At 42.7% G+C, this 25,148-nt stretch carries 22 protein-coding genes; 15 read left to right on the forward strand and 7 right to left on the reverse strand.

The window, feature by feature from the left end; genetic code table 11:
• Positions 1 to 139: 139 nt before the first annotated feature.
• On the forward strand, positions 140 to 1,150 hold the full coding sequence (gene rhuM / locus JMX97_RS01465) for a virulence protein RhuM/Fic/DOC family protein (RefSeq protein WP_201554415.1): 1,011 nt from the start codon (positions 140 to 142) through the stop codon (positions 1,148 to 1,150).
• 236 nt (positions 1,151 to 1,386) lie between these two features.
• Here rhuM and JMX97_RS01470 read toward each other — a convergent pair whose 3' ends face one another.
• From JMX97_RS01470 to JMX97_RS01485, 4 genes are all read right to left on the reverse strand, one after another.
• On the reverse strand, positions 1,387 to 2,127 hold the full coding sequence (locus JMX97_RS01470) for a peptidase (RefSeq protein WP_201554416.1): 741 nt from the start codon (positions 2,125 to 2,127) through the stop codon (positions 1,387 to 1,389).
• Between the two features lie 64 nt (positions 2,128 to 2,191).
• The gene (locus tag JMX97_RS01475) at positions 2,192 to 2,977 is read right to left on the reverse strand and encodes a transglutaminase family protein (protein ID WP_201554417.1); all 786 of its coding nucleotides are present in this window, start codon (positions 2,975 to 2,977) and stop codon (positions 2,192 to 2,194) included.
• 136 nt (positions 2,978 to 3,113) lie between these two features.
• Positions 3,114 to 5,477: a circularly permuted type 2 ATP-grasp protein gene (locus JMX97_RS13975; RefSeq protein ID WP_201554418.1), complete on the reverse strand. Its 2,364-nt coding sequence runs from the start codon at positions 5,475 to 5,477 to the stop codon at positions 3,114 to 3,116.
• 321 nt (positions 5,478 to 5,798) lie between these two features.
• On the reverse strand, positions 5,799 to 6,881 hold the full coding sequence (locus tag JMX97_RS01485) for a DUF2855 family protein (protein ID WP_201554419.1): 1,083 nt from the start codon (positions 6,879 to 6,881) through the stop codon (positions 5,799 to 5,801).
• A 204-nt stretch (positions 6,882 to 7,085) separates the two neighbouring features.
• On the opposite strand from JMX97_RS01485, the gene JMX97_RS01490 reads away from it, so the two are divergent.
• Positions 7,086 to 7,841: a zinc-dependent peptidase gene (locus JMX97_RS01490; RefSeq protein ID WP_201554420.1), complete on the forward strand. Its 756-nt coding sequence runs from the start codon at positions 7,086 to 7,088 to the stop codon at positions 7,839 to 7,841.
• A gap of 103 nt (positions 7,842 to 7,944) precedes the next feature.
• Here the strand turns inward: JMX97_RS01490 and JMX97_RS01495 are convergent, their stop codons facing one another.
• Positions 7,945 to 8,697 (reverse strand): hypothetical protein, encoded by a 753-nt coding sequence (locus JMX97_RS01495; protein ID WP_227671420.1) that lies wholly within the window; start codon positions 8,695 to 8,697, stop codon positions 7,945 to 7,947.
• Between the two features lie 266 nt (positions 8,698 to 8,963).
• On the opposite strand from JMX97_RS01495, the gene JMX97_RS13710 reads away from it, so the two are divergent.
• From JMX97_RS13710 to JMX97_RS13720, 5 genes are all read left to right on the forward strand, one after another.
• Positions 8,964 to 9,194 (forward strand): hypothetical protein, encoded by a 231-nt coding sequence (locus tag JMX97_RS13710; RefSeq protein WP_227671421.1) that lies wholly within the window; start codon positions 8,964 to 8,966, stop codon positions 9,192 to 9,194.
• Between the two features lie 15 nt (positions 9,195 to 9,209).
• Positions 9,210 to 9,437 carry a hypothetical protein gene (locus JMX97_RS13715; RefSeq protein WP_227671422.1) on the forward strand — a complete coding sequence of 76 codons (228 nt, stop codon included), beginning with the start codon at positions 9,210 to 9,212 and terminating at the stop codon, positions 9,435 to 9,437.
• Positions 9,438 to 10,862: 1,425 nt separating this feature from the next.
• On the forward strand, positions 10,863 to 12,143 hold the full coding sequence (locus JMX97_RS01505; RefSeq protein ID WP_201554421.1) for a tyrosine-type recombinase/integrase: 1,281 nt from the start codon (positions 10,863 to 10,865) through the stop codon (positions 12,141 to 12,143).
• Between the two features lie 238 nt (positions 12,144 to 12,381).
• Complete coding sequence (locus JMX97_RS01510; protein WP_201554423.1) at positions 12,382 to 13,059, forward strand: glutathione S-transferase family protein; 678 nt, start codon at positions 12,382 to 12,384, stop codon at positions 13,057 to 13,059.
• A 140-nt stretch (positions 13,060 to 13,199) separates the two neighbouring features.
• Positions 13,200 to 13,388 carry a hypothetical protein gene (locus tag JMX97_RS13720; RefSeq protein ID WP_227671423.1) on the forward strand — a complete coding sequence of 63 codons (189 nt, stop codon included), beginning with the start codon at positions 13,200 to 13,202 and terminating at the stop codon, positions 13,386 to 13,388.
• Between the two features lie 116 nt (positions 13,389 to 13,504).
• Here the strand turns inward: JMX97_RS13720 and JMX97_RS01520 are convergent, their stop codons facing one another.
• The gene (locus JMX97_RS01520) at positions 13,505 to 14,515 is read right to left on the reverse strand and encodes a hypothetical protein (protein ID WP_201554425.1); all 1,011 of its coding nucleotides are present in this window, start codon (positions 14,513 to 14,515) and stop codon (positions 13,505 to 13,507) included.
• Positions 14,516 to 14,800: 285 nt separating this feature from the next.
• On the opposite strand from JMX97_RS01520, the gene JMX97_RS01525 reads away from it, so the two are divergent.
• The 7 genes from JMX97_RS01525 to JMX97_RS01555 all read left to right on the forward strand — a co-directional run bounded on the left by JMX97_RS01525 (position 14,801) and on the right by JMX97_RS01555 (position 23,579).
• Positions 14,801 to 15,796 carry a LysR family transcriptional regulator gene (locus JMX97_RS01525; RefSeq protein WP_201554427.1) on the forward strand — a complete coding sequence of 332 codons (996 nt, stop codon included), beginning with the start codon at positions 14,801 to 14,803 and terminating at the stop codon, positions 15,794 to 15,796.
• Between the two features lie 295 nt (positions 15,797 to 16,091).
• Positions 16,092 to 17,369, forward strand: a complete 1,278-nt coding sequence (locus JMX97_RS01530) for an NRAMP family divalent metal transporter (protein ID WP_201554429.1) — start codon at positions 16,092 to 16,094, stop codon at positions 17,367 to 17,369.
• A gap of 444 nt (positions 17,370 to 17,813) precedes the next feature.
• Positions 17,814 to 18,707, forward strand: a complete 894-nt coding sequence (gene prpB / locus JMX97_RS01535; RefSeq protein ID WP_201554431.1) for a methylisocitrate lyase — start codon at positions 17,814 to 17,816, stop codon at positions 18,705 to 18,707.
• A 96-nt stretch (positions 18,708 to 18,803) separates the two neighbouring features.
• Positions 18,804 to 19,931 (forward strand): 2-methylcitrate synthase, encoded by a 1,128-nt coding sequence (gene prpC / locus JMX97_RS01540; RefSeq protein ID WP_201554433.1) that lies wholly within the window; start codon positions 18,804 to 18,806, stop codon positions 19,929 to 19,931.
• 246 nt (positions 19,932 to 20,177) lie between these two features.
• Positions 20,178 to 22,811, forward strand: a complete 2,634-nt coding sequence (gene acnD, locus JMX97_RS01545; RefSeq protein WP_201554545.1) for a Fe/S-dependent 2-methylisocitrate dehydratase AcnD — start codon at positions 20,178 to 20,180, stop codon at positions 22,809 to 22,811.
• 166 nt (positions 22,812 to 22,977) lie between these two features.
• Positions 22,978 to 23,280, forward strand: a complete 303-nt coding sequence (locus JMX97_RS01550) for a type II toxin-antitoxin system Phd/YefM family antitoxin (protein ID WP_201554435.1) — start codon at positions 22,978 to 22,980, stop codon at positions 23,278 to 23,280.
• A 38-nt stretch (positions 23,281 to 23,318) separates the two neighbouring features.
• Positions 23,319 to 23,579 (forward strand): Txe/YoeB family addiction module toxin, encoded by a 261-nt coding sequence (locus JMX97_RS01555; protein ID WP_201554437.1) that lies wholly within the window; start codon positions 23,319 to 23,321, stop codon positions 23,577 to 23,579.
• A gap of 29 nt (positions 23,580 to 23,608) precedes the next feature.
• Here JMX97_RS01555 and JMX97_RS01560 read toward each other — a convergent pair whose 3' ends face one another.
• Positions 23,609 to 23,788 carry a hypothetical protein gene (locus JMX97_RS01560; RefSeq protein WP_201554580.1) on the reverse strand — a complete coding sequence of 60 codons (180 nt, stop codon included), beginning with the start codon at positions 23,786 to 23,788 and terminating at the stop codon, positions 23,609 to 23,611.
• Positions 23,789 to 23,868: 80 nt separating this feature from the next.
• Here JMX97_RS01560 and prpF point away from each other — a divergent pair, with 80 nt between their 5' ends.
• Positions 23,869 to 25,116, forward strand: a complete 1,248-nt coding sequence (prpF, locus tag JMX97_RS01565; protein WP_201554439.1) for a 2-methylaconitate cis-trans isomerase PrpF — start codon at positions 23,869 to 23,871, stop codon at positions 25,114 to 25,116.
• Positions 25,117 to 25,148: the final 32 nt, after the last annotated feature.

The following is a 25,148-nucleotide window of genomic DNA, read 5'->3' on the forward strand; positions in this document are numbered from 1 at the left end:
CAACATAAGTAACGTACTATAAATATTGTCTAAAACCTTAAAATAGCTACGATGTTAACTGCGCTTAATGTCATGTACTATTTATAGAGTTAAGCAACAGTCGGTCAATACCAACTCTGTATAAGTAGAGGACGAATAAATGAAAGTCACTAGGAATGATGAAACTGCTGAAAACTCGAAAATAGAGATATATAAATTAGCAGATGGCCAGTCTGATATCCGTGTACATATCGAAAATGATAGTGTTTGGCTAAACCGCCAGGAACTATCAGAGTTGTTTGACCGTGATGTGAAAACGCTGGGTAAGCATATTAATAATGTGTTTAAAGAGGGTGAGCTAGATAAAAATGCAGTTGTCGCAAAATTTGCGACAACTGCCACGGATGGTAAAACCTATCAGGTTGAGCACTATAACCTTGACGTCATCATCTCAGTTGGCTATCGAGTAAAGTCACCGCGCGGTACCCAGTTTCGTATTTGGGCAACCCAGCGCTTACGTGAATATTTGGTGCAAGGCTACACTCTAAATCAACAACGATTTGATAAAAAATCTGCTGAATTACAACAAGCCTTAAACTTAATTAAAAAAACCGCCCAAAGTCCTGAACTGAATACTGACGAAGGGCGCGGCTTGATTGAGATTATCAGCCGTTATACGCAGACTTTTTTATGGCTACAACGCTATGATGAAGGCTTGTTAGATGATCCAGCGGGGCAGTTTGGCGGCGTGTTACCCAGTCCGACTGAAGCTATGGCAGCCTTGAATGATTTAAAATCACAGCTTATGTCTCGTGGTGAGGCGACAGAACTGTTTGCTCAGCCTCGTGGCGACGGTTTGGCTAGTGTGCTCGGAAACTTGGAGCAAACGGTCTTTGGCGAGCCTGCGTATCCTACTATCGAGAGTAAAGCGGCGCACTTATTATACTTTATGGTAAAAAACCACCCCTTTACGGATGGCAATAAGCGCAGCGGTGCTTTTTTATTCGTAGATTTTTTGCATCGTAACGGTCGATTACTCAACGACCAAGGCGACATGGTGATTAATAATACTGGCCTTGCAGCCTTAACCTTATTGGTCGCTGAATCTGATCCCAACCAAAAAGAGACCTTGATAAAACTTATTATGAATATGCTGTCATTGGAGGTCTAAGCAGGGAGTAGTCTCAAATAGGTCCTATTTTTGCTTTCTGCATTTATTTAAGTATCTGCTCGATAATTTCACACACCTTGTTAACATCGTCAGTATTGGTTCGCCAATTGACAAAAGAAGCGCGAATGCCGTGCTTGCCAGCTAAAATCGTAGGGGTCATAAACACAGCTTGAGTAGCGTTGATTTTTTCTAGCAATATTTGGGTATTTATCTGGTTACCATTATCTTGGCAACCTCTATTTCCAATAACCGTCAGGGCACTTAGGTAATTCAATCAAAGTTTGACGTAGCACCTCTGACCACTGGTGACGGATGGTATTAAAATACTCATCGTGCTCATCAATACGGCGACCCTCAGGCAGCGTTAGACTGTCATTTCTATACAGTACAAAATCTAATGGCATACCTACTGACAGATTTGAGTGGATAGTTGAATCAAATGACAACATCAAAGCGCGGGCAGCGTGATTGACGTCAGTGTTGTAGGTGACCGCTCTATCAAGAATAGGCTTACCATATTTACTCTCACCCAACTGAAAGAATGGGGTGTCTTCAGTGGCTCGAATACAGTTGCCCTCAGGATAGATCATGTATAACTCAGGTGGCTGGCCTTTTATTTGGCCGCCCAGCATAAATGAGCTGGTAAACGAGCCGTCGATATCAGCATTAGCGACCGCTTTTGCATGGTTCATGATGCTACGCATACATTCGCCAACCATTTGCGCGGCGTCAAATAATGTTAGTACGGTATTGAGGTTACTCTCTGTACGCTGGTCAATATCATTTTGTAATTTGGTAAAGACTGCTTGCGAGGTGGCGAGACTGCCGGCCGTCTGGAGCACTATGAAGCGCTCACCCTCGATGCCGTACTGATAGAGCTTTTTAAAGGTTGAGATATGATCAACGCCCGCATTGGTACGAGTATCGCTAGCGAAAACCATACCATCTTTTAAGCGAATAGCAGCACAATAAGTCATAACGTATCCTTAAGGAATATAAGATCAATAAACAAGAATATATCTGATACTCAAATATCTGACCCTATGATAATCGTGTGACCAGCACTTGACTGTAAAGATTCTCGTAGCCGCCACCCATTCTGACACCACGTACCGGGGCGGTATCCAAATAATCGCGTCCGATAGCCACATATACATGCGAGTTTGGTTGAAACGCCTGATTGGAGATATCAAAAGTATACCAGTAGCCCTCTAGCCAAGCTTCCGCCCACGCATGACTGGCCATATGGTTTTCGGCATCATCATATAGATAGCCCGACACATAGCGTGCAGGAATCTGCTGATCTCGTAAGAGGCCCAAAAACACATGCGTATGGTCTTGGCACACACCGGCACTACCTTCAAAAGATTCAGCAGCTGTCGTACCTACATTAGTCACATCTTTAATAAAAGGCATTTTCATAATAAGTGCATTAGCCATCGCTTTTAGGCTGTCATGGGTGGGGTCTTTTAGATAAGGCGCTGCAAATTCGCGCATTGCCTCTGAGCATTTGGTCAAGGGAGTTTGTACAGTGAATAACAAGTAGGGAACGTTGTCCATATCCTCTAATCGCTCGGTATCGGTATTGATCTCAACGATACCTGAAGCCTGCATTTGTAAGTTATTATGCGCCTCATTGCGGCTGAGGGTTAGCCAATCATTGCCGAAGCCGTCTTTTTGATTGGTGGCTACCTTTGGAAGCATAACATCCCAGCGATGAATAATTTGGTGCGGTAGTTGCATCGGGGTCATACGAATATACTGTACGCTGCGCTGCGCCAACTCGTCATAATAATAATTAGTTTGGTGGCTGATTTGAAGTTTCATAATATCATCCTTTTGTCGTAGCCATTGTCTGGTCTATTATCCGATCTATTTATATTGTCTTGTCGAACATTCTGACGTCTAGTGTTCCTCACGGGATACCTGTGATCTGGCGCTAGGCTCAACGCCAGACCCAATTTTAAACCCCTTGCCGCAATATAATATTAAACTCTTGGCTTATTAGCTTAAAGTCACTAAATCGCTTTGATCTGATCATCTGGTTGGTCAGGCGCGTCAGCTCACGCCAGCGAGTGTTTTCTGGTAGCTCATTGATCCAATGCTTAAATTCGAGACTGGCTGCCATTGAGTCCTCATTTAATAAAACAGCACGCTCAAGCTGCTCAAAGTGCCGTCCTAATTGCCAAAAACAAGTAACCGTTGCATGCTCTTGTTTCATAGCGGCATTACACGCATAAAGCTGCAAGGTCGCCGCCCGATAAGTACCAGCGCTTGAAAGCCGTTTAATCAAATTATACAATTCAGCCGTGTCTTTGCCGATCACGCCCTTAGCCTCTTGGACATTGGTTTCAATTGATTGCACTACATTGGGTATTATTTTTTGTTCCAAATCAGTCATCATCTGCGCTTTCATCACTTTTAGCGACTCATTTGCATCCGCCTCGAAGCCTAAGTGGTTTATCAGATGCTGTACTTGTGATTTTTTGAGATCACCTTTGATCAGCTGTTTCATTATGCTGTCGTAATAATAGAGCCGCTCACTATATCTACCCAACCATATTAGATGACTGGCGGTGGACAATAGCAGTATCATCGGGGCATCACCCAGATGCTCATATCCGGCTTCTATAGGCTGTACACGATCATAATAGTTGGCGTGATCAGCAGCACCGTTCTCTAGCGACGAATGGTTATGTGAAGATGTTTTGGCAGACGCAGGCAAGGTGTTGTTTGAATTAACAGAGTCTAAATTACTGTCATCAATGACCCAAGTGTCTTTAATACCACCACCTTGGGAGGAATTGACTACTAAGGAGCCCTCAACCATTGCCACGCGAGTTAAGCCGCCGGGCACAATATCTACTGAGCCATCGCCATGACTGAGTATGAATGGGCGCAGGTCGATGTGACGTGGCGCGATACCATCAGCGACAGCGGTAGGGTTAGTGGAGAGCGAGATAGTTGGCTGGGCAATAAAGCCAGCTGGATTGTCTAATAGACGTTTACGATAATCGCTGATTTCTTGTTTGGTAGAAGTCGGTCCAATTAACATCCCGTAGCCGCCTGAGCCTTGGGTTTCTTTTACCACCAGTTTGTCTAAGTTATCAAGCACATAGCTCAACTCATCAGGCTTGCGACATTGATAGGTTTCGATATTAGGCAAGATAGGGTCTTCATCTAAATAAAACTTGATCATATCCGGTACAAAGGGATATAGGCTTTTGTCATCTGCTACGCCAGTTCCGGGAGCATTGACGATAACTACCTTACCGGCTCGATAAGCACTCATCAGCCCTGACACACCCAATATAGAATTAGATTCAAACGCTAAGGGGTCAATATAAGGGTCATCAATACGCCGATAGATAACATCGACCTGAACTTTACCGCGAATACCTTGCATATAAACTTTGCTGTCTTCAACCACTAAGTCGTAGCCATGTACCAGCGGTACATTCATCTCGTGCGCTAAAAAGGCATGCTCATAGTAGGCACTATTAAAGCGTCCTGGGGTCAGGATAACAATTTGTGGATCATATTTGCTGGTCGAGCTGCTAAGACATTTTTTGAGACGCTTTGGGTAATCACTGATGCCCAGAATAGGGGTATGGGTAAACATATCAGACAATAGGGTCTCTGATATGTTGCGACTCTCAAGCATGTAAGAGACGCCAGAAGGAGTACGCAGATTGTCCTCTAATACACAGAATCGACCCGTCTCATCGCGAATCAAATCAATCCCGCTAATGTGCGAGTAGATAGGCTTGTCCAGCTCAATGCCCATCATCCAAGGCTCATAGCAGCCACTAGCATAGACGTAACTGGCAGGGACGATACCGGCCTTCATAATAGCTTGTTCATGATAGATGTCATGCAAAAACGCATTTAAAGCGGTGATACGCTGCTTACAACCCTTTTCTATCAATTGCCATTCGCTAGCAGCAATGATCCGAGGGATAATATCAAACGGTATCATGCGCTCAATATTTTTAGCATCGCTATAGACCGTAAAGGTGACGCCTTTGCGGTAAAATATATTTTCTGCTTGTTCATTTAGATGACTGAGAGCATCAATGTTGATATTGTCTAGCCAGTTGCCAACCGTTTGCGCCACTGGTCGATATTGGCCTTTACCAGTTTGCAACTCGTCAAAGCTTTGTGGTTTTTTTGCATTCTTTTGCGGGGCATTTTTCACGTTGGTATTGGTAGTTTCTGTGGTTGTAGATTTAGTTTGTCCTTGTTCTTGAGCCTGATTTTGGCTTTGGCTGCCATTTTTATCGTCATTTTGAGTCTGATTCTGGGACTGGGTTGATTTCTGATTCATAAATACCTCACTCATCCTTGGTAAAGTCGTACATTATGATTAATAGAACGGGCTACGATAGTCGAACTGACCAGTATAATATTTTAATACCTGTCGTGCAGTACGTGCCCGATACCTGATGTTCAGTTTATGTCCTATCTAGACTATACAACGTCTATAGGGTAGTGCACAACAAGGGTTTGATAATAGATTCTAACAAGTTGTAGATAATCTTGCGTATGCACCCTCGGCGTCGACTCTCTATAGAAACCTATAAATATCTATAAGAGGAGGGTGCTGCGAGGTAGTAAAAGTGCTTTCTTCCACTAATTTAATTTGAAGCTACATCACTACCACCAAACCTTCATCAGGGGCTATCTTGCCATCGCACACGTCTTCGTAAACCTCTGACAGACCATTAATACCGTCAAGTTGTTTGATATTTAACCAAGCGTTAGTTTTTGCTGAGCTTTTCATTACATAGCTCATAGAGCGTTTATTGAATTCATCGCTGCCCCAGTCTTTCATGCGTTGCTGTATGTAGCTGGGTGCAAAAAATTGCTGGCTACGTGCTTGGATAATCCCCTCAACTTGGCGCGGTTCATCCCAGTGGGTTAAACCAACATTGCACGTGTAGCGCATGTTATCGCCCAAATGCGTATGCAATCGACTCAGTACATCGGTATTGGCCGACATGTCTACTATGACAGTCGCCTTGCTGGCGTCAATCTGCTCAAGCCTGTCATAGCTCAAAACACTATCATAGGCATCCATTGAATTTACGAAATCTATGTTGCGATCCGACGTGAGACCGACAACCTGTGGTGCGTTTTTATCATCGGAAAGACCATACGCCAAGCCAGTACTGGTCTTACTAGAAGCACTGATAATCACTACTTGTTCAGCGCCAAACCAATCATTGCTCTTTAATAGATCATGCAAGCAAAATGCGGTTAGGTGCAATACAAACAGCAGCATACGTTGATCGTCATTGGCGCGATCATAACCCGGTTCATGGTTCACTCGCTGATACATATTATAACTAGGGGGTAGCTCTGCACGATGAGCACTACCGTCAATCAAGCTCGCTGGTGTAACCTTCGCAGGTTTTATAACTAACTCATTGGCTGGCGGGAAATAGCCAAACAGTCGTTCGCCGATTGGCAGCTCGTTACTGTTTGATTCGATCACATCCGCAAAACCCCATACCGGAATAATGCCCCATTTTTGGGCCTCGTCACCATTCGGTGGAAAAAACTGCCAATAGCGCAATTGATCGCCCATTACCGCATAGGTAATGTTGTTGGCGGTAAAGGCAAAACGGTCAATTTTGACCAATACTTCGCCATTGCCAATGGTATTAATCGGTGTTTCTACTAGGCGATGTTGGGTTATATCTGCTTTATTAGTTTGAAATTCTTGCATATATTTCTCCTTAAAACTTAGCTACTATAAAACTAACTTAGCAAAGTGAATGATAATACTGTGTAATATGATGTGATGAAAAATTAGAAATTACTTCAAAAAGGATACGACGCAACAACGCCGCTAGGTGAATAGCATGAGATTATGCTACGCTTAGATCAATTTGATAAGGTCTGAATATCAATAAAATAGGAAAAACAGAACATGTTCAGCATGATAAAAGACTGGCGCGAGCAGCGTGTATTGGACAATAGCGAATTTACCAATGGCGACTGGATGCAAGCTGCCGAGCGCATTGTGATACTTGATAGGCTGAACGAGGACGAGATGACCCAGCTGTTCGAGCTTGCCACGTTGTTTTTGGACGACAAGTCGATCACCGGTGCTCAAGGCTTTGTAATCACCGATAAGGTAAGACAATCCATTGCCTTGCAAGCCTGTCTGCCTATTTTGAATCTAAGTCTTGAATGGTACTCAGGCTGGTCATCAATCATCATCTATCCTGGTGCATACACCAGCGAAAGCACCACCGTAGACGAGTTTGGTATCGTCCATGAGGGTCACCAACATCGTAGCGGCGAAGCCTGGGTTCGAGGCCCCGTCATTCTTTCATGGAAGGATGCCAAACATTCAGGCGAGCGCGATGGTCACAATGTCGTCATTCATGAATTTGTACACAAGTTAGATATGCTCAATGGTCGAGCCAATGGCTTTCCACCGATGCAACCCGATATGGATCCTACTAGATGGACTGAGACGATGGAACGCGGGTTCGCTGATTTTCAGAAGCATCGAAAGTCAGGACTGGATCGTTATGGTGCTACTAATCCGGCTGAGTTTTTTGCCGTTCTTAGTGAAGTGTTCTTTGAGACCCCTCAAAAGCTGGTAGACGCTTATCCTGATATTTACGAAATTATGGTGAAGTTTTTTCTTCAGGATCCGCTAGGATCGAAATCGTAAGCTTATGATCTAGAGCAGCAAGCAAAAAGGGTAGTGCATCACCTAAATGGTGTGCTGCCCTTTTTTTAATAATTTATTAGATAACTACTGAATAATCAAAGCTTTAGACCGTCCATTGGTCATTGATAATAGCGATTAGATAACGCTTGCCTTGATAGTCATCAAATACCAAACGCATGCCACGCCAATCCATACCATCGTACTGATCACTACCTTTGTAATAAAAATCAACCACATCTGATTTGGGGTAGACCTCGTTGATGTTGTTAATCATATTACCTCTAGATTCAAAAGTATTAACCGTTATACGAGCGTTATTGTAATTCTTAGCATCAACCCAAGTATCCAAATATGTTGGTAGCGGAACGATTAATAGCTCGCCAGTACCATCCAAGTTACCCCAAGTGAAGCGAATTTTTGATTCTTTTAAATACTGGGCAAATTGCGCGCGACTAAAAACCTTATCTTTGTCTAGATGCACATAGGCATACATTGAGAACCGTACACCGCGTGTCGGATGAATATCATCTGCGATGCTGGCATAGTCTTTGTTGGCCAAGGCCTGCTGAATACGTAACGCTTGCTGGGTGAGCGTTTTCTGGCTAGTATCAGGTTTGATTGGCGTTGACGGGCTATTATTTTGATTGTTGTCTTTATTACTGCTTTGACGATCGCTTTGATTGTTGTCTTTATTACTGCTTTGACGATCGCTTTGATTGTTGTCTTTATTACTGCTGCTTTGATGATTAGGCTTGGGTGCTGATTCAGTAGTTGTTGGAGACTGACAGCTCGTTGCCGTAAGCAGGAAGGCCAAGCAGCTACCAGCTGCTAATTTAGGAATAGAGGCCTTGGTCATAGAAGCATCCTTACTGTATTAGACATTAGTACAAGTTAGGGATATATATCTGTTTAATTACACTAAATAGTATAATAAGGATAAATTAGCAAGTATTATGATAATTCTGTGTAATATGTTGTTTGTATCTTACATCCAAAAGGTAGCTCAAAGACTGTCATTAGCGTCTTTTGAACCAGACTGATACGATAATACAGCAGATGGATGAGATGGATGTGATGTAATACCTTGTAACAGTTGTGACGTCACAGCTTGTAGAGAATACCATGCAAAAATTAGAATCATTTACGCTAATACTTATAATGGGGCTGGTAGCTACCAGTACCGCCACAGCAAATATAGCTGAGCCGTTGCAGCCGAATTCCGCCATGAAATTAGCTACTATCACAAAAATGTACCAACAGGATGTCATTAATCAAGGAATGGATGATCCTGTGGTGCTGCAGCAATATGGCAGTCAAGAGTTACAAGCGACCATGCAACTTGAGCGAGATTAAATCGATAGAAAGCAAATGTCCTGTCATATTGGTTACGATGTGTTGTGGGATTCTCAAGACCCTGATTATGAGCAAAATAAGCAGTTTTCAATGACTGAGCAAGAATTGGTTGAAGTCAGTTTGGCGCAAGAAAGTAAGGTTTATTATGATTTGTCCTGTGATGATGCTTGCCAAGTGACAGATGTTATCTTGGACGAAGATGGCAGCTCATTAAAAGATTATTTAATGGAAGCTTGTAGTTAATCAAAAGCGGTTGCTGAATAAAGTGCTAAGTAAAGTATTAGCCACGATAACCTTAGAAAGCTGTTAGCAATCAATCGTAACTGATTTCTTATAATTGACAGCCAGCAGTAGTAAGCGTTTTTGAAAGTTATAAATAATATAGTACGAATAATTCAGCCATGGAATAAATACAGAGAGATAAATTTAGAAAATCCGTTCCTTAAAAATCATTACATAGAAGTTAATAAATTGGTGACAGTAATTAGTTTTTAGTAATTCTCCCAGATCGTTGGTTTGTTTTCGTATAATGTATATTATGTTAAATAGTAAGTTTTATTGTTATTAGGTTCACTAATTGTTTGACTGACTGACTGATAAATTACCTGATACTTCAATATGTTCCAAAAACTATCTATAGATCATATTATTAAAACCGTTACCTTTGTCGCTCATTTAACCTATAAAGCTAAACGGTTTGATAATCTTGTTCTGCGCATCACTCAACACTGGCTACCTCTATCAAAATGTACAATCAGTCCTTTATTTAGCCTTTCATTCTTAATCGCCATAATCTGCGCATGATAACCGAAAAAGCTGTCATAGGCTTGTTGATAGATTAGCCGACCGAATCTTTAGTATAAATACTTTTGAGTCTTGTTAGATACAGCCAGCCTTCACGTGTTCAGATATAAACGATGTCACTGACCCAAAACTGATTAGGACAGCTGGCATCAAATGCTATAACTTTCTTTGATGCTTATCATCCTATATCACTGCTAAGTGCGCATGCAGGCTCTCATACCCACAATCCTATTTAGTCTGACTGCGAGTCTGGTTTCGATATATTTGATAGTTGCGAATATCATGACCAACCGAGTCGTAACACCTTTTCGCTTTGCGCCACTAAAAAACTCCTCAAGATTAGCAAAGCACTCGGTGGTCTTTTTTAACATCTCTCGCTCCTCCTGAACTATTTTAAGCTAACGCGTTAAAACGCATTAATTTGATATCCTCCAGATTTGCACAGAACAGTACTATGACCTTGATTAAGTTATTCTGTGCAAGCACGAGAGCACGTATTTTTACTTAAACGTGCTCAATTACCCTTTTAACGAACGCAGAGCTTGATAGACCTCCTAACATCTCTGATGTTAATTAAGAATAATGCTACGCACCTCAAGTAAAATATAGCTTACTCCCTATTCAGTCAGTATAATATAATCATCCCCAAGTGAGCCTTGGGGATGATTAGGTCTATAAGCTCCTTATTTATTAGGTTTATAGGATATAAGTTTATAAACAGTGTCCATTCCAGTGTCCAATTATCTTTTTAGTTTATACAGAACATGACTTTCATAAGTCATCATACTTTTGGAAAGTATATTCTCAAGTCAATCTATAATTATTTTGAACAAATCTCACCTGCAACATTTACGGATATACATAATGGCTGTCAACACTGTAAGTGATATCAATAAACTCGAATGCCGAGATAAAGATTATTCAGTAAGTATTTCAGGCACCTCTGGTTTAAGTGTTCGTATCTACCCGAATGGCAAAAAGGAATACTACCTTCGTTATTCCCATCCACATATTGACGGTAAACGACCTAGAATGATGCTTGGCAAGATCGATGATATTAGTTTGTATGAGGTTAAGCATAAAGCAGAGTCCATACTTAACGGTGTCTCAAAGGGTGCTGATCCCAAAGCCATACAGCAACAAGAGCAAGTTAATAAATATACCCATCTAAAAAATGCAACGTTTGCTGAGGTTGCGCAAGCTTGGAGAGATAACAAGATAGCGAGTCGTCATCAAAGTAAATCTAAAAAACCCTCGTTTAGTGAGTCGACCCTCAAATTTTGGGATTTGTGTCTAGGATATATGTGTCATGAAATTGGCGACTTAAGAATGAACGATATTACTAGCGAGATTATATTGAATGTGTGTGAGGCTATTCAAAATAATGAAAATCAAGCGACCTTCGTTGGCGCAAGTACCCGACTTTATACTGAAAAAGTATTTTCATTCGCGGTAGCGCGAGGATTATGTGATAAAAATGTGGCTATGGATACGCGCGGCGAGCTTGCACCTGCCAATTCAGGTAATCATTTGCCAGCCATTACTAAACCCGACCAGTTTGCGACCCTGTTGAATGATATGTCCACCTTTAACAGCGCAAGCAAACTTACATTAGAAGCAATGAATCTGCTACCTTATGTGTTTGTACGTAGTATCGATTTGCGGTCTATGCGCTGGCAGGATATAGATTGGGATAATAAGCTATGGGCGTTCTCTCCTACTAAAGGCGAAGGTCGTGAAGATATGGTATCGCACTTGGTCGTACCATTAGCTACTCAGGTAATTGCGCGTTTACGAAAAATTCAATCAGTCACAGGTCATAAAGAGTATGTATTTGCATCCATGCGCGCTTCAAAAAACCCTTATATTAGCAAAGCAACGCTAGTACAGATATTTCATAGGCTTGGATACAAAGATGTGCAATGCGCTCATGGGTTTAGGGCATCAGCTAAAACCTTGCTTATGGAACAACCTGAATTACGCTATTCGGACATCGTAACAGAGCTACAGCTGGGTCATAAAATCAAAGACACGCATGGTGGTGCTTACAACAGACTGGATGAGATAGATACTAGGGTGCAAATGATGCAAAATTGGGCAAACTATATAGACAAGCTCCGCAACTCTTCTCAGAAGTCACCATAACGTAGTGCTGATGTTGAACGGCCATCACTAACAATAAGAAAATTAGGCGGTTAATTACTCCTACTCGCTCTTTACGTTATGATCCTATTCGTGTCCATAACTGCCGTTTCTTTGCTTTATTATTTTTTTAAACGCAATAGTGATTCACGTTCTCCCTTATATATAAAACATTAAAACCAGTAATAATGTGTTTAACTTAAACATTGCAACCTTCACGTTAACAATGGAAAACTGACTTATGATTACTTTGCACGGGTTCGCCGCTAGTAACTATTACAACCTAGTGAAACACGTTCTTTTGTATAAAGAACTGCCATTCCAAGAAAACCTTGTTTACGGAGGTAGTGACGAGTTACTGAAAGTCAGCCCAGTGGGCAAGGTACCTGCTATCACAACGCCTGAAGGATTCAGTATTTCAGAGTCGAGTGTCATTTGTGACTTTCTTGAAGAGACTTACCCTGACACGCCCCTATATCCTAAAAATGCTGCAGAACGTGCTGTTGTGCGTCAAATTATGAAGATAGCAGAGCTTTATTTTGAGCTGCCAAGCCGCCGACTAATTCCTTATGTATTTTCAGGCACCAACGCCCCTGACTCAGTTAAAGAGGAAGTACGCCAAGTATTAAGCCGCGGTATTATCGCTTTGAATCACTTGTGTCAATTCTCACCTTGGATTGCAGGTGAACAGTTCACGATGGCTGATATCTATGTTCATTACGTTAATACCATTGTCAGCGCCTTTGCCTCTAGCCAACTCGACTGGGATGTGCTGGCAGAAGTATCTGGGATGAAAGAGTGGAACGATACTATGAGTCAATCAGCCATTGCCCAAAACGTGGAGGCAGATCGTTTGGCGAACATGCCTGAATTTATGGAACACGTGAAATCTCAGATACGAGCGGCGAATGCTGGATAGCACTTAGCAATAAACACAACTATGGCGCATTAAACCGTGGCCCTATTACATTAATTCGTAACTTCGGTTTTGCTTGGGGTGTGAATGGATTCTTACTATTCAATGCATTAGGCAAACTAGGTACTAAAACGGTCATGTTGATGCGTCAACGTGTTACAGATAAAATTACCACTACATTTGCGAACCAATACACCCATGAAGTGTCATTGGCAGAGGTATTACAATTACAATCAATCGCCGCTCATTCTAAACAAGCGACAGGTGAGAAATACTTAATTACCCCTCAAAGCCAGTTAAACCTCAAAGATAGCGGCTTCTTAACTAATTGATTTTTAACATATGTTAAGGCAGATACTGATTATAGTATCTGCTTTTTTATTTACTTGCTCGTAATAGAAAACAATAAGCTATGTTTCAAAGGTTATTGTTTTATTGTTAGTGATATTTAGTCTTTAGTCTCACGGTATAAGGTATTCTGTGCCTCTTCCCTAAAATCCTCAGGACTGATATCTATTCCGGTTACCGCACTATTCTCAGTACTATTATCGGTACTATTATTTTTTACCTCATTTTTTTTTGATATCGGCTGTGCGGGCAGTTCTTTGCTTGAGACTGTTTTTGTATTATCCATCTCAGGTTTACTATCATTAACCGTAGCGTCCGCACTTAAAGTATTGCTGTTTGCTGTTTTAGTCGATAGCGCTATGCCAGAGTTATTTGGGTTGGTATTGTCCACATTTGAAGAGTAAGTTTTAGTCGTTGTATTCTGATTAGTCGTTTGTTCACTATTAGCAGTTGGCGCGCTAGCAGGTACTATTTGAGCGCTATTTGGAGCCAAGCTATCGGATAAAATTGCTAAGACGCCAGTAACACTAAGTGTCATTACAATAAGGCCGCTCAATAATAATCCACAAACAACTCCGATGGTCAGTAACTTACCACTGCTGACTTGCTTGTCCCATAATGCGCCAGACTTTTTGTCACTTGACTTAGTACTTAGATTTACTTCTGGTTCAGCCGCTAAGTTAGCATCGCTATGCGTAAGTTCATTATCAGCCGATAGCTTTGATAGATCGGTGACCCCGTCTGCATCCTCTATCACCTCATCCTCATCAGAAAAACTGATATCAATACTGGTAAAGTCTGACTCGTTAGAATCAACATCTCGTTCATGATCTGTAAATAGTAATAGCTCTTCTTCGTTTAAAGGTTCATAAGCGGATGGCTTTTCGACTCTATTAAAGCTCTCCACATTGTTAGCTTCGAGGTTACTAGCATTAGCATCACTATCACTGATATTAGCATTGCTATCAATGCCTTGAACACGATTGAGGAAGCGCTTATAAATATCACTGGTGCGATTATTAGTGGGCTTTTTATAATCAGCCTTAGACAAGCCCGCCTCGTGGTTAACATTGGCAGCATGGTCAGTGTTACTATTGTCCGCGTCTTTCATAGGATGATACCCAGCCAGTTTATGCCACTAACATTAAGTGATGGCTAAAATTAAGTTATTATACTGCTATCTTGCTGAAATGTAACAAATCTGTGTGTGAACAATATAATTGGCTGGTCGACTGTCTTCAAGCACAGTTTGTATCATCAGTAATGATCTATCCGCCAATCAGTAAAAATTATGCAGCAAAGATCATGCCAGTTACGTGAATAGTGTTATACAGGCTAAGTGAAAAACAGCATTGATTATCAGCACTAAACTATAGTGTCTTTAGGATGTAAAAAAATGGATCTAAAACAGCTCAATGCGTTTATTGCCATCGCCGACGCAAGAAGCTTCAGTGCCGCGGCAACCACCACTGGCTTATCACAGCCTACCCTGAGCCGGTTACTTAAACAGCTTGAGGCGGATATGGGCGTGGTATTAGTCGATCGCTATCATAGACCGTTGCATCTGACAGCAGCAGGGGATTTCTTTTATGACAAAATCAGCGCGGTACTGACAGAGATTGAAACCGTTACTAGTATGACCCAACGGCTATCTGCACCAAGTACAGTACTAAACATTGGTTTTGTCCCATCAGTGCTATACGGATTACTCCCAGAAATCATTGCGACTTTAAAACAGCATAGCTCTAATCAAAATGCGGATATCGAGGTCAATCTTAAAGATATCAGCTCCTACCAACAAATTGAAGCGCTTAAAACGGGTGAGATTGATGTTGGCTTTGGTCGCTTTGCTCATCAAGACCCTTGGATACAGCAAATCTTATTACGCCATGAGCGCTATGTGGTGGCTCTCCCTAAAGCACATCCCCTTGCCCATGTCCGTGAGCAACGTTTGATTGATTTGGCAAATAACCGCTTGATCTTATATCATCAAACGCACTTGCCAGCGCAGAGAGCCCCTAATTCTCTTGTGCAAATACCGACTGCTCAGACAGAGAACGTGAGTTTAGCGAACTCAGTCACAGAACCTTTATTGTATTTATTTGCTCAATACGGTATTTCACCGTTTATGACCACTAAGGTCAGTGATTTACAAGTAGCTCTGGGCTTGGTTGCCGCTGGTGAAGGCATTACTTTAGTACCCGCCAGCCTACAAACCGTACGTACTGAGCAGATTAGCTATCAGCGCCTGGTTCATGAAAACGTCACCTCCCCTGTTTATTTACATACCCTAAAAGACTTTGTTCATCCTAAAGTCCCTGATCTGCTTGATGCAACCTATCAAGTCTATGAGCAGCGCGGTATTACTTATAGACGACAGAAATTTGTTTAATTGCTTTAAAATATTAGCTATTGAATACGCATAGTGTTATAAAGAACCGCTAAAAAATACGCTCAATATTGGTGCTTAATACTGAATTTTATTAATAATAAATATTAGGAATAGTAATGAAAACAAACAGTAATAATAATTAGAATAATCATTCTCCTAAATAGCAGCATTGTGCTAAAGTCGGTACAAGATGTATCGTTTTATAGCACCTATCTTATAAAACAATCTCTAATGATCATTGGCAAGCTGACACAGGTAAGTGATAATTTGCCGTTTTAACTATTTTGAGGTATTCATGACCACACAACCACTTAACAACCCTAACCATAACACTGACGCCGCGCCAGAAGGCTTCAGTTGGCGAATTTTTGGCCCTGGCATCTTGATGGCAACCGCTGCTATTGGCGGCTCGCATCTCATTTCATCAACGCAAGCTGGTGCGATATATGGTTGGCAGTTGGCTATTATGATTATCTTAGCCAACGTTTTTAAATATCCGTTCTTTCGTTTCGGTACCGACTACGTTTACGATACTGGCGAGAGCTTGATTGCTGGCTATGCCAAACGCTCAAAAGCCTATCTATGGATATACTTCATTCTCTCTATCTTGTCAGCGGTGATTAGTACCGGTGCCGTCTCCTTGATTGCCGCCGTGATTTTAGGCTTTATGCTGCCCGCTTCTATTGGGCTGTCAACCATCACACTGGCATTGATAGTGACTGGGGTATGTTGGATATTTTTAATAGCCGGCCATTATAAGCTGCTCGACGGATTGACGAAGTGGATTATGATTGCGCTCACTACAGCGACCGTTGCTGCGGTTATCATTGCTGCCGGTAAGCCATCGGTTATGACGGTAGACTTTGTGGCTGCCTCGCCCTGGAATTTGGCTACTTTAGGATTTATTGTGGCTCTAATGGGCTGGATGCCAGCACCGCTTGAGTTTGCAGCGATTACCTCTATGTGGACCTCCGCAAAAATGAAAGCGGATCACACGACCAAGCGTCAAGGCTTGCTAGATTTTAATGTCGGTTATTCAATATCTGCTATTTTAGCGTTATTCTTCTTATCACTCGGCGTCTTTGTCCAGTATGGTTCAGGCCAAGAGATCCAGATTGCTGGTGCTGCTTATATCGATCAGTTGATTAGCATGTATACCAATACCATCGGTGAATGGTCGAGATTGCTGGTAGCCTTCGTCGCCTTTATGTGTATGTTTGGTACTACGATTACTTGTGCGGATGGTTATGGACGTGCCAATGCTGAGTGTTGGCGCTTGCTAAAAGGCGAAAGTGAGATTAACAAAAAACAAATCGCCTTTTGGACCACTTATGCCATTGGTGGCGGTCTAGTGATTGTTAGCTTCTTCGCGGGACAGTTAGGCTCTATGCTTAAGTTTGCCATGATATCAGCTTTTGTTTCTGCCCCTATCTTTGGCTGGTTGAACTACTCGCTCGTCAAAAATCATCAGAAGCTTTCCCCAGGTATGAATGCCTTATCGATTGCAGGTCTGATATTCCTAGGTGGCTTTGCGCTATTATTCTTAGCCAATCTTGCCGGCCTATTTGGTTAAAAGCTTATTGGTTAAAATCTATCTGTTTAAGAATTTATTGTTTTAAAGCCTCTCTAGCCTAGCTATTGAGGCTTCTTTATTTACCCTTTACTATTGGTGTTTTTTATTGATGATATTTAAATATGAAGGTATATAGATAAGGATATTAATCCCCTTGAATACCTCCACTACAATAATCGCTTTACTATTCTAGGGTTAATTGTAACTAAATGTAAAAAATACATGCTTATAAATACTTCATCTTCTATCAATACGAATAATGAACAGGTCAAACTACGTAATATCGGATAGTACTATTTAATAAATGAATTATATTATTATAGATAAACTATATAGTTAGTAATATTAAAGACTAAGTACCAAAAATTCCTTCGCAACTATGGATAACTGAGTATAATCAAGGGTAACAACGATAAGACAAACCCTCCACGCAAGGATTCTCGCATGACCTTACCATCAGCTGGCGCGCGCTTTCGCAGTGCAATCAAACAAAAAAATGATAACAATCTCCCTCTACAAATTGTCGGTACGATTAACGCCTATACCGCTATGATGGCGACCCAAGCCGGTCATCAAGCGATATATCTCTCTGGTGCTGGCGTGGCCAATGCCTCATTTGGTTTACCTGATTTGGGTATGACCAGCCTTGATAATGTATTAGAAGATGCTCGCCGGATTACCGATGCCGTTGATACGCCGTTGTTGGTTGATATCGATACCGGTTTTGGTGGCGCGTTTAATATTGCTCAGACCGTCAAAAAGATGGAAAAAGCCGGCGTCGCAGCGGTACATATTGAAGACCAAGTGGCACAAAAGCGCTGTGGTCATCGTCCCAATAAAGAAATCGTTAGCATCTCAGAGATGGTTGACCGTTTAAAAGCGGCCCTTGATGCCAAAGTTAATAAAGACTTTGTAGTGATGGCACGTACGGACGCCCTATCTGTCGAAGGACTTGATGCCGCTGTTGAACGTGCTGTTGCCTTTCAAGAAGCTGGCGCAGATATGATTTTCGCTGAAGCCTTAACCGATATCGAGATGTACCGTAAATTCACTGACGTGCTTGATATCCCAGTACTAGCTAATATGACTGAGTTTGGTCAGACCGACCTCTACACCACTGATCAGCTACATGGCGTTGGTGTGGACATGGTGCTCTACCCACTATCTGCATTCCGTGCGATGAATAAAGCCGCGCTCAATGTTTACCAACATATCTTATCTGACGGCACGCAAGATAATGTCGTTGATACCATGCAGACTCGTATGGAGCTATATGACTTTCTGAACTATCATGAATTTGAGCAGACTTTAGACAAGCTGTTTGCTGATAACAAGTAAACCATATCTTTTACGGCTTTACAGTTACCGCTATTACTTAGCATCATTGCTTAAAACAATCACTTAACAACAAGCTACCACCAAAAGGAATTTATCATGGCAGCACAAAAAGAACTTTCAGGCGCAGGCTTACGCGGTCAAGTCGCTGGCAAGACCGCTTTATCTACTGTTGGAAAATCAGGCTCAGGCTTAACTTACCGCGGTTACGATGTGTCAGAATTAGCAGATAAGTGCATTTTTGAAGAAGTCGCTTATCTTTTACTTTATGGCAATCTGCCTACACAAAGTGAGCTTGATGCTTATCAAACCAAACTTAAAGGCCTACGTGGTCTATCACAGCCGCTAAAAGACGTGCTTGAACGCATCCCTGCTGACGCGCATCCAATGGATGTGTTGCGTACAGGTTGTTCGATGCTGGGTAACCTTGAAACTGAAATGAGTTTCGATGAAGAAAACGACCAAGCAGATCGTATGCTGGCGGTTTTCCCATCAATCATTAACTACTGGTATCGCTTTACCCATGATGATGTGCGTATCGAAACTGAAACTGACGATGACACCATGGGCGGTCACTTCTTACATTTGCTTAAAGGCGAGAAGCCAAATGAGCTACATACCAAGGTGATGAACGTATCCCTTATCTTGTATGCTGAGCACGAATTCAACGCCTCAACCTTTACCGCGCGTGTCTGTGCCTCTACTCTATCTGATATCCATTCTTGTATTACCGGCGCGATTGGTTCACTACGTGGTCCTTTACATGGCGGCGCTAATGAGGCGGCTATGGATATGATTGAAGGCTTTAGCTCACCTGATGAAGCTGAAAAAGAAATGATGGGCATGCTGGCACGTAAAGACAAAATCATGGGCTTTGGTCATGCGATCTATAGCGACTCAGATCCGCGTAACGTAGTCATCAAAGGTTGGGCTGAAAAATTAGCCGCAGACGTAGGTGATGAGGTATTGTATCCCGTATCTGTGCGCTGTGAAGAAGTCATGTGGCGCGAGAAGAAATTATTCTGTAATGCTGATTTTTTCCATGCTTCAGCTTATCATTTCATGGGTATTCCCACCAAACTGTTCACGCCAATCTTTGTTATCTCGCGTCTTACAGGCTGGGCATCTCATGTATTTGAGCAGCGTGCCAATAACCGTATCATTCGCCCAAGTGCGGAATATATCGGCGAAGAACTACGCTCTGTACCAGATATGAGTGAGCGTTAATATTTTTTAGTTTTAGATTTGTAGGGTGTGCTCTGCGCACCCTACACTTATTTTCAATTTTCAAAAAGTTTTTTTAGCAAAGCCTGCCAGCATTACTGATGACTATCACGTTAATGACAGCAACATTTAGAACAACAACGGCATAACAATGATTTTGCTAAAAGAATCACCCTTTCTTATTGAACTTAACCCTCAGTTTAACCAGCCAACAGCCAAAGGTACTCTATGGACAACCTAATTCAGCCCATGAATGAGCAATTCAAAAAGCCACTACCCGATACTGACCTGTATTACTTCGATACCCGCGAAGCCGTCGAAAATATCGAAGTGGGCGCGTATGACAAACTACCGTACTCATCAAAAGTACTGTGTGAAAACTTGGTTCGTCGTTGCCCACCTGAAGACTTGACCGCAGCATTGACCCAGCACATTCAGGGTAAGCAAGATCTTGATTTTCCTTGGTACCCGGCTCGTGTGGTTTGTCATGATATTTTAGGCCAGACTGCCTTTGTTGACTTAGCTGGACTTCGTGATGCTATCGCTGAGCAAGGTGGTGACCCCTCTCAGGTTAACCCCATTGTCCCAACACAATTAATCGTTGATCATTCGCTTGCGGTTGAACATGCCGGCTTTGAAGAAAATGCATTTGAGAAAAATCGTGCGATTGAAGAGCGTCGTAATGATGACCGCTTTCACTTTATCAACTGGTGCGAGTATGCTTTTGATAACGTCAACGTCGTACCGCCCGGTAACGGCATCATGCACCAAATCAACTTAGAGAAAATGTCACCAGTTGTACAAGTAGTAAAAGGTAGAGACGGTCGTGAAGTGGCCTTTGCTGACACGCTCGTTGGTACTGACAGTCATACCCCCATGGTTGATGCGTTAGGTGTTATCTCTATCGGTGTTGGCGGTCTAGAAGCTGAAAGCGTTATGCTAGGAAACCCATCGTATATGCGTCTTCCTGACTTCGTGGGCGTTAAGCTAACGGGTAAAGTACAAAATGGCGTTACCGGTACCGATTTAGTACTTGCCATGACCGAATTCCTACGCGATGAAGGCGTGGTTTCGACCTATATTGAGTTCTTCGGTGATGGTGCCCGCCAGCTGACCGTTGGTGATCGCGCTTCTATCTCTAATATGACCCCTGAATATGGCGCCACGGCAGCTATGTTCTATATTGATGAGCAAACCATCGATTATTTACGCCTAACGGGCCGTAGTGAACCGCAAATCAAACTGGTCGAGCAGTATGCCAAACAAACCGGCCTATGGGCTGATGGCATGGAAAAAGCTGAGTATGCGCGCGTACTTGAGTTTGACTTGTCAGCAGTAGTACGTAACCTCGCTGGCCCTTCGCGTCCGCATGCAAGGGTTTCAACCACTGATTTGGTTGCCAAAGGTATTGCCCACGGCGCTGATGAAAAATTACCTGAGCCCAAAGAAGGCATGATGCCAGATGGTGCGGTTATCATTGCTGCCATTACCAGCTGTACCAATACCTCTAACCCGCGCAATATGGTTGCAGCTGGTCTAGTCGCCCGTAACGCCAATGCAAAAGGCTTATTACGCAAATCTTGGGTAAAAACATCACTGGCCCCTGGTTCTAAAACCGTAAAAATGTACCTAGAAGAAGCAGGTCTGATGTCTGAGATGCAGCAAATAGGCTTTGATGTGGTCGGCTTTGCTTGTACCACTTGTAATGGTATGAGTGGCGCGCTTGATCCTGATATCGAAAAAGAAATCATTGATAATGACTTGTTCACTACTGCCGTATTATCGGGTAACCGTAACTTTGATGGACGTATCCATCCGTACGCCAAGCAAGCATTCTTAGCGTCACCGCCTCTGGTTATCGCTTATGCTATCGCGGGTAACATTCGCTTTGATATCGAAAAAGATTCATTAGGCCAAGACCAAGATGGCAATGAGGTTTACCTAAAAGATATCTGGTTCGACGATGACGAAGTGGATGCTATCGTGGCAGAAGCGGTGAAGCCCGAACAGTTCAATGCCGTCTATATTCCGATGTTTGATGAGGCCAAAAAAGACACGGGTAAAGCTCTAAGCCCATTATATAACTGGCGTGATCAGACTACTTATATACGTCGTCCGCCCTATTGGGAAGGCAAAATGGCGAAGAAAAACGCATTGTCTGGTATGCGTCCATTAGCAGTACTCGGTGATAACATCACGACCGACCATATGTCACCGTCGAACGCTATCTTGGGTGATTCAGCCGCTGGTGAATATCTTGATACCATGGGCTTACCAAGCGAGGACTATAACTCGTACGCCACCCATCGCGGTGATCACTTAACCGCTCAGCGTGCGACTTTTGCCAATCCGAAATTGCTTAATGAAATGGTACGCGACGATAAAGGCGATATTATCCAAGGCTCACTGGCCAAGGTTGAACCTGAAGGCCAAGTCATGCGCATGTGGGAGGCGATTGAAACCTACATGAACCGCGAACAGCCACTTATCATCATCGCAGGTGACGGCTATGGCCAAGGCTCGAGCCGAGACTGGGCTGCTAAAGGTGTGCGTTTAGCTGGGGTAGAAACGGTGGTTGCTGAGGACTTTGAGCGTATCCATCGCCAAAACTTAGTCGGTATGGGCGCGCTACCACTCCAGTTTGAAGAAGGCGTAAACCGTCATACTTTAAACATTGATGGCTCAGAAGTGTTTGATGTCACTGGCGAAGTATCCGCTGGCGGGCTCATGACCTTAGTTATTCACCGTACTGATGGTAGCATCACTGAGGTACCAATAATCTGCCGTTTAGATACTGCTGATGAAGTAAAAATGTATAACGCTGGCGGGATGTTACAGCGCTTTGCCAAAGAGTTTATCGATGGCACTTTAGATATTGCTTAAGCGTTTACTGAAATAACAGTACAAATCATAAAAGAGTCGATGCTGTATAGTTAGTTTATATGGCACTGGCTCTTTTTCTATCTAAGGATATTAAGCTAATTATATTGAGATTTACTCGTAAATAACGTAACATGTACTATTAACGGTACAAGTAACGGAGCCTATTATGAGAGTTATTAGCTTTTCAGAAGCTAGAAAGCACTTAAAAGCCGTTTTAGATACGGTAAATGATGATGCTAACGCCACTATCGTTACCCGTCGTGATGCTGATGATGCGGTGGTAATGTCACTTGATTACTATAATAGCCTGATGGAAACGGTCTATTTATTAAAGTCCCCTGCCAATGCTGCCCATTTGGCAAAATCTATTGCTCAGTATCAAGCTGGTAAGACAATAGTGCATGAGCTAGCTGATGATACCGACGATATTGATGTTAATGTCGACAACGCCAATACCGAAGACGCTTAATTGATGGTTAATTTAAGTGACACTATGAGTGAGAAACCATGAGTAAGCAATTAGCGTGGACGGACGCCGCGTGGAAGGATTATTTATATTGGCAGACGCAAGATAAAAAAACGCTAAAACGTATCAACAAACTCATAACGGACTGTATGCGCACGCCTTTTGAAGGTATTGGTAAACCTGAACCGTTAAAGGAAAATCTATCGGGGTTTTGGTCACGGCGTATCGATGAGGCTAATCGGTTGGTTTATGCGGTCGATGACAACTACCTGACCGTTATTTCGTGTCGGTATCATTATTAGCTGTAGGCTTGTAGAGATGGCTTTACGTTCTAAAACTCATATGGCTCAACCTTACCAGCATCAACTTCTGCCTGAGCAAATAATAACTGACTAACGAACTCATACGATAAATCTGGATTGCCCTCCATAATCTGATTAATAGTCGCTGAATCTACGTTTGGCTCTGCTAGCGTTGTAGGTATTGTATGTGTCGAATTTTCTATTGTCATAATGCTCTCACCTTAAATGAAACAACTAATATCATTCTATATTACCAAAAAAATCATAAGCATAAAAAGGACTTCTTCTAATGACCCAATCAAATTCTAAACCAAAACAATCTTTCGCCCCACAAATCTCTGTCCCAGCGACTTATATGCGCGGTGGTACTTCAAAAGGTACTTTCTTTAAACTGTCTGATTTACCGGAACGCTGTCAGGAAGCAGGTCAAGCCCGTGATAACTTCTTATTACGCGTGATCGGTAGCCCAGATCCTTATGGTAAGCAAATAGATGGCTTAGGTAATGGCAGCTCTAGTACCTCAAAGACCGTTATTTTATCTGAACCATCTAGCGACGACCACGACGTGACCTATCTTTTTGGACAAGTTAATATTGCTAAGCCCATGATTGATTGGGGCGGAAACTGTGGCAACTTAACGGCAGCGGTTGGCGCTTGTGCTATTAATATGGGACTAGTAGCAGCCGACCGCATTCCTACTAACGGCATCTGTGCGGTTCGAATTTGGCAAGAGAACATCGGTAAGACTATTATTGCTCACGTTCCTGTGTATACAGATGAGCATCAAAACGTACAGGTACAAGAAACTGGCGACTTTGAATTGGATGGCGTTACCTTCCCAGCCGCCGAGGTTAAAATTGAATTTATCGACCCTGTTGACGCCACCAGCGACATGTTTCCTACCGGAAATCTAGTCGATGATTTTGATGTCCCTAACTGTGGCTTGAGCGCTGATAGTGTAAAGGCGACCTTTATCAATGCCGGAATCCCTACTGTTTTCTTGAAGGCTGAAGACTTGGGCCTCACGGGTACTGAGCTACAGAGTGATATTAATAGTAATGCTGATTTACTTACCAAATTTGAGACCATTCGCGCGCTTGGCGGTGTCGCTATGGGATTGTTCAAAGACGTAAGTGAGGCGCAGGCAAGCCAACATATCCCCAAACTTGCTTGGGTCGCTCCTGCTCAAAGTTACACCGCGTCCAGTGGTAAGACAGTCAATGCCGACGATATTGATTTGGTCGTGAGGGCGATGAGTATGGGTCAATTGCACCATGCCATGATGGGCACAGCAGCAGTAGCGATTGCCGCAGCAGCGACGACTCAAGGGACACTGGTCAATCAAGCCGCAGCAGGCGCTGGCCAATCCACAAAACAGTTATCTGAGGTGCGCTTTGGTCATCCCTCTGGTACATTACTGGTTGGCGGCAAGACCGAACAAGTCGATGGACGCTGGCAAGCCAAAAAAGTTTCGATGAGCCGTTCAGCACGTCGGATTATGGTTGGTGAAGTATTTGTGCCAGCGGATGCTTTTTAATTTAGACCAGCTATTAGTGAAGAAGAGAACCT

It is taken from the genome of Psychrobacter sp. 72-O-c (genome assembly GCF_904846605.1).
Lineage (GTDB): Bacteria > Pseudomonadota > Gammaproteobacteria > Pseudomonadales > Moraxellaceae > Psychrobacter.